This is a genomic window from Cellulomonas sp. GTC20042 (genome assembly GCF_055389595.1).
Genome location: NZ_AP043678.1, coordinates 2122262 through 2132002, shown reverse-complemented (window position 1 = coordinate 2132002; position 9741 = coordinate 2122262). Strand labels below are relative to the sequence as shown.

Annotated in this window: 12 protein-coding genes and 2 pseudogenes; 4 read left to right on the top strand and 10 right to left on the bottom strand. The window is 74.4% G+C overall.

Translation table 11 applies throughout. The annotated features are described in order from the left end of the window. Window positions 1-2: 2 nt before the first annotated feature. The 3 genes and pseudogenes from ACZ5HG_RS09940 to ACZ5HG_RS09930 all read right to left on the bottom strand — a co-directional run. Entirely contained in the window at window positions 3-989 is a 987-nt protein-coding gene (locus tag ACZ5HG_RS09940; RefSeq protein ID WP_464175692.1) for an isochorismatase family protein, read from the bottom strand. 84 nt (window positions 990-1073) lie between these two features. Continuing rightward, complete coding sequence (locus ACZ5HG_RS09935; RefSeq protein ID WP_464175690.1) at window positions 1074-1592, bottom strand: SulP family inorganic anion transporter; 519 nt, start codon at window positions 1590-1592, stop codon at window positions 1074-1076. Between the two features lie 56 nt (window positions 1593-1648). Next, window positions 1649-2188 (bottom strand): annotated as a pseudogene (locus ACZ5HG_RS09930) (SulP family inorganic anion transporter); the annotation flags it as partial. Between the two features lie 252 nt (window positions 2189-2440). Here ACZ5HG_RS09930 and ACZ5HG_RS09925 point away from each other — a divergent pair. The 3 genes and pseudogenes from ACZ5HG_RS09925 to ACZ5HG_RS09915 all read left to right on the top strand — a co-directional run. Further along, window positions 2441-2704: pseudogene (locus ACZ5HG_RS09925) on the top strand (DUF6325 family protein); the annotation flags it as partial. A 29-nt stretch (window positions 2705-2733) separates the two neighbouring features. Continuing rightward, window positions 2734-2871 carry a DUF6325 family protein gene (locus ACZ5HG_RS09920; protein WP_464175688.1) on the top strand — a complete coding sequence of 46 codons (138 nt, stop codon included), beginning with the start codon at window positions 2734-2736 and terminating at the stop codon, window positions 2869-2871. 38 nt (window positions 2872-2909) lie between these two features. Continuing rightward, window positions 2910-3272 carry an SHOCT domain-containing protein gene (locus ACZ5HG_RS09915; protein ID WP_464175686.1) on the top strand — a complete coding sequence of 121 codons (363 nt, stop codon included), beginning with the start codon at window positions 2910-2912 and terminating at the stop codon, window positions 3270-3272. An 18-nt stretch (window positions 3273-3290) separates the two neighbouring features. On the opposite strand, the gene ACZ5HG_RS09910 is transcribed toward ACZ5HG_RS09915, so the two are convergent. The 5 genes from ACZ5HG_RS09910 to ACZ5HG_RS09890 are packed head-to-tail and all read right to left on the bottom strand — an operon-like array spanning window position 3291 to window position 7441. Continuing rightward, window positions 3291-3884: a hypothetical protein gene (locus ACZ5HG_RS09910; protein WP_464175684.1), complete on the bottom strand. Its 594-nt coding sequence runs from the start codon at window positions 3882-3884 to the stop codon at window positions 3291-3293. Between the two features lie 38 nt (window positions 3885-3922). Further along, window positions 3923-4558 carry a hypothetical protein gene (locus ACZ5HG_RS09905; RefSeq protein ID WP_464175682.1) on the bottom strand — a complete coding sequence of 212 codons (636 nt, stop codon included), beginning with the start codon at window positions 4556-4558 and terminating at the stop codon, window positions 3923-3925. Next, complete coding sequence (locus ACZ5HG_RS09900; protein WP_464175680.1) at window positions 4555-5175, bottom strand: hypothetical protein; 621 nt, start codon at window positions 5173-5175, stop codon at window positions 4555-4557. The genes ACZ5HG_RS09905 and ACZ5HG_RS09900 overlap by 4 nt, the downstream gene beginning before the upstream one ends. Continuing rightward, the gene (locus ACZ5HG_RS09895; protein WP_464175678.1) at window positions 5172-7160 is read right to left on the bottom strand and encodes an alpha/beta hydrolase; all 1989 of its coding nucleotides are present in this window, start codon (window positions 7158-7160) and stop codon (window positions 5172-5174) included. The genes ACZ5HG_RS09900 and ACZ5HG_RS09895 overlap by 4 nt, the downstream gene beginning before the upstream one ends. Then, a complete protein-coding gene (locus ACZ5HG_RS09890; protein WP_464175676.1) occupies window positions 7157-7441 on the bottom strand; it encodes a hypothetical protein in 285 nt (94 codons plus the stop codon). Before ACZ5HG_RS09890 ends, ACZ5HG_RS09895 begins: the two co-directional genes overlap by 4 nt. Before the next feature lie 268 nt (window positions 7442-7709). Here ACZ5HG_RS09890 and arr point away from each other — a divergent pair, with 268 nt between their 5' ends. Beyond that, on the top strand, window positions 7710-8120 hold the full coding sequence (gene arr / locus ACZ5HG_RS09885) for an NAD(+)--rifampin ADP-ribosyltransferase (protein WP_464175674.1): 411 nt from the start codon (window positions 7710-7712) through the stop codon (window positions 8118-8120). A gap of 19 nt (window positions 8121-8139) precedes the next feature. On the opposite strand, the gene ACZ5HG_RS09880 is transcribed toward arr, so the two are convergent. Together ACZ5HG_RS09880 and ACZ5HG_RS09875 are read right to left on the bottom strand one after the other, a co-directional pair. After that, entirely contained in the window at window positions 8140-8796 is a 657-nt protein-coding gene (locus ACZ5HG_RS09880; protein WP_464175672.1) for an NAD(P)-dependent oxidoreductase, read from the bottom strand. A gap of 45 nt (window positions 8797-8841) precedes the next feature. Continuing rightward, a complete protein-coding gene (locus ACZ5HG_RS09875) occupies window positions 8842-9423 on the bottom strand; it encodes a TetR/AcrR family transcriptional regulator (RefSeq protein WP_464175670.1) in 582 nt (193 codons plus the stop codon). Between the last annotated feature and the right edge of the window lie 318 nt (window positions 9424-9741).

Sequence of the window (9741 nt, the reverse complement as noted above, 5' to 3'; positions counted from 1 at the left end):
CCTCAGGCGGTGAGCACGACCTCGTCGTGGGTCGCGACGCCGATCTGCTGCCCGGGGTAGCGCAGCCCGCGGAAGTACATCGTCGTGTGCGCGACGATCTGCTCCGCGGCGATCGTGACGTCGCCCTCGTGCGCGTCGGTGGTGGTGTGCGCGTCGCTGACCAGCGTCACGTCGAGCCCGCGGGCGGCAGCGGCCTGCGTCGTCGTGCGGATGCAGTAGTCGCTCTGCGCGCCCGCGACCACGAGCCGGGTGGCACCCAGGGCGTCCAGCACGGCGGCGAGGTCGGTCTCGGCGAAGGAGTCGCGGTACCGCTTGCCGACCAGGGCCTCGTCCTCCCGGCGCCGGAGCGGCGGCTGGAGCGCCCACTCGTCCGAGCCGACCGTGAAGTAGCCGTGGTCCTGCACCCAGACCACCGGCACCTCTTCGGCGCGCGCCCGCTCCACGAGGGCCGCGGTGCGGGCGACGACCCCCTCGGCGTCGAGGCAGCCGGGGAGCACGCCGACCTGGAGGTCGATGACGAGGAGCGCGGTGCGGGAGGTCACGGGCACATCCTGGCATCCCGGGGCGCGGACCCGTGGGCCCTGCGACTGGCCCACGTCCTCGGCGACCACCAGCCGCGCGCCGGTGCGCTCGAGCTCGCGCCGCAGCAGCACGAGCATCCCGGCGGCCGCGCTGTCGACGAAGGGCGTCGTGCGGGCGTCCAGCACCACCAGGTCGGCGTGCTGCGCCGCCGCCAGCCGGCGCACGTCGGCCCGGACGGTGTCGGCGTTGGCGAAGAACAAGCCCGCCTCCACCCGCACGACCAGGACCCCCGGCACCGAGCCGCCCGGCGTCTTGCCCCGCTCCGTGCGCCGTTCGGCGTCCACCCAGGTCCCGTTCCGGTCGGTGACCAGGATCGCGACGTGCGGGCGGGATGCTCGGGCGATCAGCAGCAGCACCGAGATCACCACGCCGATCAGCAGCCCGGGCAGGGTGTCGAGCACCAGCACGCCCACCAGCGCAGCCAGCGCGGCGTAGGCGTCGTACCGCGCGGCGTTGCCGTAGATCCGGCGGCCCGCGGCGTCGGCGAGCGATCACAGTCGGCGCAGCGCCCGGACGTCCACCAGCTCGACCACCGCGGCGATCACCACCGCGGCCAGCGTCGCCTCCGGCAGGGACTCGAACACCGGTGCGAGGAACAGCAGGGTCGCCAGGGTCAGCGCCGCCGCGGTCATCCCGGACAGCTGGCTGCGCGCACCCGCCCCGCCGTTCACCGCCGTCTTCGACAGGCTGCCGTTGACCACCATGCCGGAGGCCAGCCCGGCCCCGACGTTCGCCAGCCCCATGCCGATCAGCTCGCGGTTCGGGTCGACGTCGTACCCGGCCCGCGCCGCGTAGGCCTTCGCCGCGCCCAGCGCCTCCGCGAAGCCGACCAGCATCACCCCCGCCGCCGGGCCGACCAGGTCCCCGTAGCCGGCCAGGTCGACGTCCGGCAGCCCCAGCGTCGGCAGCCCGGCGTCGATCGGCCCCACCACCGCCACCCCGCCGTCCGCCAGGCCCAGCGCCAGCGACGCGACGATCCCGACGACCACCAGGACCAGCGCGCCGGGCACCCGCTCGGCGAACCGGCGCAGCAGCAGGAGCACCGCCAGGCACGCCCGCCGAGCACCGCCGTCGTCGGATCGGTGTCGGGCAGGTCCCCGATCAGGTCCACCGTCTTGGTCACGAAGCTGCCCTCGCCCTTCGGCAGCCCGAGCAGCGCGGGCACCTGGCCGACGATGATCACCAGCGCCAGCCCCACGACGAATCCCTTGAGCACCGGTTCGGAGATGAACGCCGCCAGGAACCCGGCGCGCAGCACCCCCGCGAGCAGGCAGAGCACCCCTGTCACCAACGCGGTCGCCGTCGTCAGCGCCCAGAACGCCGCGTCGTCGCCCGGGTGCAGGGTCGCGACGACCCCCGCGGACAGCGCCGCCGTCGCCGACATCGGCCCGACGATCAGGTGCCGGGAGCTGCCGGCGGCGGCGTACAGCAGCAGCGAGGGCACCGCCGCGTACAGGCCGACCACCGGGGGCACCGCTGCGATCGTCGCGTAGGCCAACGACTCCGGGACGAGCACCGCCCAGACGGTCAGCCCGGCGAGGGCGTCGGTGCCGAACCAGGCGCGGCGGTACCCCGCCAGGGTCGGGTAGAGCCGGATGCGGGCCACGGCGCGCTCCTCGGTCGACGGCGTGCGCACGGGGCCCGGGTCCGTCGGTGCGCGCCCCGCGCTCCGGGACCAGACCACCCGAGATCGGGCGGTTCCGCGTCACCCGCGCCGAGTGAGCGCCGGGCCGGCTGGGCGCCGGGTCGGGCGCGGGAGCGGGCGCCGGGCGGCGCGTCTCATCCGCGACGGGCGAGGCCGAGCGGCCCGGACCGCGCCATCGTGGAGGTCCGGCAGCACCACGGCGGAGGAGGGCTCATGGCGACGTCGACCTATGGACCGGTGGAGATCGTCGCGCTCGGCTTCCCGGGCGACCGGGTGCCCGACACCGTGCAGGAGGCCGTGCTGGAGGTGCTGGCCGACGGGGTGGTGACCCTGCTCGACCTCGCGGTCGTTCGTCGCGACCAGGACGGCACCGTCGTGCTGCTCGAGGTGGACGAGCTGGGGCCGGACGTCCGGCTGACCCGCGTCGAGCTGTCCGGCGCCGGGCTGGCGGGGGAGGACGACCTGCACGAGGTCGCCGGCTCGATCGCCCCGGCACCTGCGCCGTCGTGCTCGTCATCGAGCACACCTGGGCCCGGGACGTCGTCGCCCGGACCGCCGCCACCGGCGGGGTGGTGCTCGCGCGCGAGCAGGTCCCCGCCCACGTGGTGAACGAGGTCGCCGACCTCGCCCTCGCCGTCGACTGAACTCGAACCGAACCCGAACCGAACCCGCAGGAGCAGACATGCCGCTCGGACGCCGCTTCGGCCGCCCCGGACTGATCGGGACCGCCGCCCGCACCGCCGTCATCGCCGGCACCGCCCAGGCCACCGCCGGGGCCGTGCAGCGCCGCCAGGCCGCCCGCGCTGAGCAGGGCTGGCAGGAGCAGCAGCGTGCCGCCGCCGAGGAGGAGGCCCGCGTGCAGGCCGCCGCGCAGCGGGCGGCGGCGCAGTACGCGGCGCCGGCGGCTCCTTCTCCCGCGACAGGTGCGCCCGGCGGCGCGGGGACCGACCTGCTCGACCAACTCGAACGGCTGGGCGGCCTGCACGCCTCGGGGGTGCTGGACGACCAGGAGTTCGCCGCCGCCAAGGCCCGGCTGCTCGGCTGAGGGCGGCGCGCGCGGGCCTCAGCGCGGGCTCATCCGGCGGGCTCCGGGGGTGCCTGGGTGGCGAAGGAGAAGTCGTCGGGGTCGTCGTGATCCCACTCGGTGAAGTTGTCGGGGGCCGGGGTGCAGGGGGACATGAATCTTGATCTGGAGGTAGGCGTAGTAGTCGACGGTGTCGAGGTACTCCTGCGAGACGCCCTGGATGCGCAGCATGTAGCCGTCCTTGGTCACGTCGACGATGGTCGGCTGGCGGTCGCGGTGGTCGCGCCAGACGCTCCAGCCCTCGGCGAGGTAGGACTGCACGAGGGGTTCGAGCAGATCGACCGTGGGCTGGCGGGGCTCGACCTGGTAGCCGACGGTGTAGAGCCAGAAGGACTCGTCGGGGCCGTCCCAGTGGTCGGTGTAGGGACTGTCGTCGCACGGGCGCCAATTGCCGTTGTGGGAGTTGATCTCGGCGGCGGTGAACGTGAGGTCGGGGTGGGTCGCGATCAGCAGATCCTGGACGCGGGTCTCGGCGTCGTGGGCGAGGGCGAGGCTGGTGTCCCAGGTCTGACGGACTGCGGTGACGCGTTCGGCCTGGCTAGGGCCGGTGGCGCAGCCGGCCAGCAGCAGCACGGCAGCGAGGGCGGTGGCGCATGGGGGTCGGCGCGGGTTCATCCGGCGGGGTCCGGGGGTTCCTGCGTGGCGAAGGAGAAGTCGTCGGGGTCGTGCTGATCCCACTCGGTGAGGTGGGCGGGCGCCGGGGCGCAGGGGGACATGATCTCGACGCGGAGGTAGGCGGGGTAGCCGCTCGTGATCGTGTCGAGGTATTCCTGGGACGCGCCTTGGATGCGCAGGGTGTAGCCGTCCCTGGTCAGGTCGACCAGTGTGGAGCTCTGCTCGCGGCGGTCGCGCCAGATGCTCCAGCCCTCGGTGAGGTAGGACTGCATGAGCGGTTCGATCAGGTCGACGGTGGATCGGCGGGGCTCGACGGAGTAGTCGACGGTAAAGGCCCAGAAGACCTCGGAGGGGCCGTCCCAGTGGTCGTTGTACGGCTCCGCGTGGCACGAGTGCCAGCCACCCTGATCGGGCCCCATCTCGCCGCCGGTGAAGGTGAGCTCGGGGTGGGCCGCGATCAACAGGTCGTGGACGCGACGGTCGGCGTCGCGGGCGGAGGTGGTGACGACCTCCCAGGTCGCGCGGGCGTCGGCGATGCGTTCGGCCTGGCCGGGGCCGGTGGCGCACCCAGCGAGCAGCAGCACAGATGCGAGGGCGGAGGTGGCCGCCTGCGGGGGTCGGCGCAGGCTCATCCGGCAGGCTCCGGGGGTTGCTGCGTGGCGAAGGAGAAGTCGTCGGGGTGCTGCGGGTCCCACTCGGTGAGGTTTGCCGGGGAGAGGAGGCAGTAGGACCAGACCCGGACCCGGACGGTGGCGGGGGAGGACTCCTTGACGGTGTCGAGGTGCTCCTGCGAGGTGCCCTGGAGGCGCAGGATGAAGCCGTGCTGGGTCACGTCGACCACGGAGGGCTCGAGGTGGCGACGGTCGCGCCAGATGGCCCAACCCTCGTCGACGTAGGACTGCAGGAGGGGTTCGAGCAAATCGACCGTGGGCTGGCGGGGTGCGACGTCGTAGCCGAGGTTGAAGGCCCACATGGAACGCTCGGGGCTGTCCCAGTGGTCGTTGTAGGGCGCGTCGCTGCACGAGTGCCAGCCGCCGTGCTCGGGTTCCATCTCGCCGTTGGTGAAGGTGAGCTCGGGGTGGGTCGCGATCACGAGGTCCTGGATGCGCTGGTCGGCGTCGCGGGCGTAGACCCGGGTGGCGTCCCAGGCCTCCTGGGCGGCGGCGACCCGTTCGGCCTGGCTGGGCCCGCGTGCGCAGCCGGCGAGCAGTAGCGTCAGGGTGAGGGCGGCAGCGAGGATGCGTGTCATGGCACGTCCTGGGTCGGGGGGACGAAAGTGGGGTCGTCCATCGGGTAGTGGCGTTCGCGGGTCGGCAGCTGAGCGGTGTGCTGCACCCACCGGTCGGTCGGCGCGGTCCACAGCGTGATCTGGCCGCCAGTCATCACCGCGTGGATGTTGCCGAACGCGTCGGTCCGGGGGTCGAAGACCTCGCTGTGCGAGGACCAGCCGCTGACCAGGCGTTCCGGCCCGTCCTCGGGGCCGGTCGGATGGAAGCGTCCGGTCTCCAGGCGGATGGTGCCGGTGATCTCGTCAGGGTCGGAGCCGTGGGCGCCGCTGGCCTGGACGGGTTCGATGAAGTCGCCGGGTGCGGTCATGGAGTAGCGGGGGGTGTCGGGGGCGGCGTACTCGTGGGCGTCGCGGACACCGGACCCGGAGGCCTCGACGTAGATGACACGGTCGACGACCATGCCGTTGGCTTCGGCCTGGCCGACGACGAGTCCGCCGTAGGAGTGCCCAGCCACGGTCAGCGGCACGCTGATCGTGGCGCGGATCCCGTTGGCGAATCCGGCCAGGTGCGGGCCTATGGCGTCGGCGTAGGTGCGCAGCGGGGAGTTGACGACCGGGTCCTGCGGCATCGGCCCGCCGAGGTAGGTGATCACCGCAAGCTTCTCGGCGTCGGTGGCGACGAGATCCCAGGCGCGCTGGGCCTGGTCGTCCATGGTCCCGAGGTTGGTGCCGGTGCCACCGACCAGGACGGCCAGGTTGTCCGCGTCGAGTGGGCCGATCACCTCGCCGAAGCGTCCGGCGTCGGGGTCGAAGAGCACCACCTGGTGCCAGGCCGGTGGATGCTCCCCCTTGAAGTTGATCTCTCCGACCGGTTCGGCGAGCAGCCCCTCGCACCAGGGGATGCGGTCGACCAGTACCTGGCGTTCGAGCCGGCACCGGAGCAGCTCGTCGTCCCACCGCCGCGACCCGGCCGCGCGGAGGGCTTCGAGCTCAACGATCCGGACGTCGAGGTCCGCGATCCGTCGCTGCGCGTCCGGGATCGCCGCGCGGATCACGACCCGGTTCGCGGCCGCGCGCACCGCCAGCGGTGCCCCGTCGAGGTTGCCGACCAGGCCCGGGAACGTCCGCGCGGCCCGGGTCGCCTGCGCGGGGGTCATGGTCGCGAACGCGGCCGCGATGGCTGCGATCCGGGCGTCGGGCTCACCGACGGCGAGCGCGGTGGCGAGGTCGGGGTGGGAGCGGGCCAGGGCGGCGCGGTCCTCGCGCGCCAGGCGGGTGGCCAGGTCGGGGCAGCGCGCGAGCAGCGCGTCGAGGTCGGCCCCCGTGAGCTGCCCGGCGAGCCAGCGCAGCGCGGCGTCGCCCCGGGGGCCGGCCTCCAGGGCGAGAGCCCACAGGCCGATCGCGGACAGGTCGGTCGCCTCGCCGCGGAACACCCCGGGGTCGAGGGTGCCGGCGAGCCCGCCGGAGTCGGTCCAGGTCGCGGGCAGGGCGGCGCGCAGCCGTGCGGTGAGCATCTGGTCGGCGCACCGGCGCTCCTCGGCGAGGCGGGTCAGCAGGTGCGCGGCGTGGTCCTGCTCGTCCTCACGGGCGCGCAGGGCGTACCGGGCGTACCGCAGATCGCCGTCGTCGGGATCGGAGCCGGTGCGCAGCCGATCCAGGTCGGTCCGGGCGCGCGCGGCGCCGAGACGAGCGGCGTCGAGGTCCTCGCTCACGACCTGCGCACGGGTGGCGATCGAGGCGACGGTCATCGCGTAGTCGTCCAGGGCCTGCGCACCGGCGCGCAGGGCGGGGTCCAGGTCGCGGATCCGGGTGGCGAGCCCGGCGGCGCTCTCCCGCCAGGCGTCGGCGGCCTGTCCGGTCCAGCCCTCGCTGGTGGTCGCGACCAGCCGGTCGACCCGGTCCGCTTGCTCGGCCACGCCAACCAGGTGCTCCGCGCACCGGTAGACCAGGCCCTGCACCCCGTCGCGGTCGATCCGCCCGGGATGCCGCTCGTCCCACTGGCTCATGCGGGCCGGGCCGATCCGGAGCGTTGCTGCGGGATCCGGCCCGCCAGCGCCGTGTCCGCCTCGGCGAGCGTTCCCGCGATGCGGGCGACGTCCAGGCCCAGACCCTGGGCGCCCTGAGCGGTCGCCAGGGACGTGGCCGCGAGGTGCTCCACCCAGTCCTCGACCGCGGTGGTGCACGCCCGGTCCCCGCAGTCCGGCACCCACCACCGCAGGTCCAGCCCGACCGCCTCGCCGACACCGTCCAGGACGGTTCTCGCCTCCGTGACCGTCTCCTCGGTCATGCTCACCGACACCCGGCACCTCCTCGCCGCGGGCGGCCCCGGACGAGCCGCACGTCCCGCGACGGTAGGCCGCTCCGGGACCCCGCCCTGGACAGAAGTGAGGAAACCGCACGGCACCCGGGAGAACGCGTCCGAATTGCCGGTATCGAGCGGGCCGAAACCGGACAGATCGGGCGCGGAGCGGCGCGAGAGGCGGGCCGCGGTCCTACGCGGCGACCCGGCGCGGGCCGCCGAGCCCGGGGCGCGACACGCGCCTACCCTGGGCGACGTGAGCGACGCGCTGGACGACGGACCGTTCTTCCACGGCACCAAGGCCGACCTGCGGGCGGGGGACCTGCTGACCGCGGGCTTCCGGTCGAACTACCGCCCCGAGATCGTGATGAACCACGTGTACTTCACCGCTCTGGTCGGCGGCGCCGGCCTGGCAGCCGAGCTGGCCGCGGGCGATGCCGAGCCCCGGGTCTACCTGGTCGAGCCCACCGGCGCGTGGGAGAACGACCCGAACGTGACCGACAAGAAGTTCCCCGGCAACCCCACCCGGTCCTACCGCAGCACCGCGCCGCTCCGGGTGGTCCGCGAGGTCACCGACTGGCCCCGGCTGACCCCGGAGGCGCTGGCGAGCTGGCGGGAGCGGCTGGCGGTGCTCGCGGCCGACGAGCGGGGCGAGATCCTCAACTGACCCGGCGCGCGGGCTGACGTCAGGGCCGCCGTGCGGGTCGCCATCCCGTCGGCGTGCTCACCAGGAGCCGGCGCCCGACGGTGGCCGGGTCGGTGACCACCCGCAGGATCGCGCGGGCGGCGTCGGAGAACGGGAGCGCGGGCATGCCAGGGACCGACCCGACCTCGTCGAGGTCCTCGATCGTCGCCGCGCCGAGCGACCTCGCGTCCGTGAGGTTGACCGGGTACACGATCGTCCAGTCCAGGCCGGAGCCCGCCAGGAGCGCGTCGGCGGCGGCCTTGTCGGCGAAGAACCTGCCCAGGACGGTCCGGTAGGCGAGCCGCATGAACCAGGAGGCCTTCGCCGCGGTGTCGCCGGCACCGAAGGCGGAGACCAGCACCACCCGCCCGACCTCGGCCTGCCGGGCGGCCTCGATCACCGGTGGCAGCGTGCGCTGCATGAACGTCGCGTCCCTGGTGGACCCCGTGATCGACACCAGGAGCGCGTCGGCACCGGTCGCGGCCGCCGTCAGCGCGGCGGTGTCGGTGGCCTCGCCGCGCACGACGCTGACGCCGGGGCGTCGCTCGACGGCCTCGGGTCGGCGGGCGACGGCGACCACCTCGTGCCCGGCGTCGACGGCCTCGGGCAGGAAGCGCGAGCCGATGTGGCCGGTGGCGCCCAGGACGACGATCTTCATGACGTTCTCCTCCAGGTGTGCGGGTGGGTCCGGGCGGGTGCCCGGTCAGGGGAGCGGGCGGCCCGTCGCGGCGCTGAGCGCCTCGGTGCACAGGTCGATCGCCTCGCGGCGGGACAGATCGGCCTCGGTCGCGGCGCTCCGGGCGATCTGCTCGACGAACGCGAGCCAGGCGCCGACCGCCACCCGTGTGCGGGCCGAGTCGGGCAGCGCGAGCACCTCGCGCACCCGCGCCACCTGCGACCGGTGGTTCCCGGCGGTCAGCTCCGCGACGACGGCGGGCGACGTCGGGCGCGGGGTGTAGAGCTCGCGCAGCCCGCCGGCTGCCGCGAAGTGGTCGAGGTAGGCGCCGACGGCGCGCTCGACGTTCTGCCGGGCCGTGCGCGCGGGGTCGGGGGCCGTCGCGTCGAGCAACGCCTGCGACTCCCGACGCAGCACGGCGTCGAGCAGGGCGTCCTTGCCCGGAAAGTAGTGGTAGACCAGCGCCCGCGTGACGCCGGCCTCGGCCGCGACCGCGCTGACCGACCCGCCGTCGTGGCCGTTCCGGGCGAGGTGGGCGGCGGCGACCTCGAGGATCTGCTCACGGCGCTCGTCCGGGGTCAGCCGCTTGCTCGCCGCACTGTTGGACATGTGTCAAACAGTAGCACCGGTCCGGCCGGACGGGTCCCCCGCGGACGACCGACCCGCGACGCGCCGGTCAGTCGCCGACCACCCCCACGTCCACCCGCACGCCGTACTCCGCCTCGATCACCACCTCGGTGCCGTCGGGGACATGGCCGGGCAGGCCGGCGAGCAGGGTGCCGGTGCCGGGCAGGGCGCCGTCGGTGCTGATCTCGACCGCACGGGCGACCAGACGCTGGCACGGCGCCTCCTGATCACGGGGACCGACCCATGCTCGCGGCGCGACCGCCCGGGCGGCGTCATCCGCCCGGGATGAGGCGACGACCG

Coding starts and splice junctions, on each gene's coding strand:
- ACZ5HG_RS09880 (WP_464175672.1), bottom strand. CDS start 8,796: ATGAAGATCGTCGTCCTGGGCGCCACCGGCCACATCGGCTCGCGCTTC.
- ACZ5HG_RS09875 (WP_464175670.1), bottom strand. CDS start 9,423: ATGTCCAACAGTGCGGCGAGCAAGCGGCTGACCCCGGACGAGCGCCGT.
- ACZ5HG_RS09905 (WP_464175682.1), bottom strand. CDS start 4,558: ATGAGCCTGCGCCGACCCCCGCAGGCGGCCACCTCCGCCCTCGCATCT.
- ACZ5HG_RS09915 (WP_464175686.1), top strand. CDS start 2,910: ATGCCGCTCGGACGCCGCTTCGGCCGCCCCGGACTGATCGGGACCGCC.
- ACZ5HG_RS09890 (WP_464175676.1), bottom strand. CDS start 7,441: ATGACCGAGGAGACGGTCACGGAGGCGAGAACCGTCCTGGACGGTGTC.
- ACZ5HG_RS09900 (WP_464175680.1), bottom strand. CDS start 5,175: ATGACACGCATCCTCGCTGCCGCCCTCACCCTGACGCTACTGCTCGCC.
- ACZ5HG_RS09895 (WP_464175678.1), bottom strand. CDS start 7,160: ATGAGCCAGTGGGACGAGCGGCATCCCGGGCGGATCGACCGCGACGGG.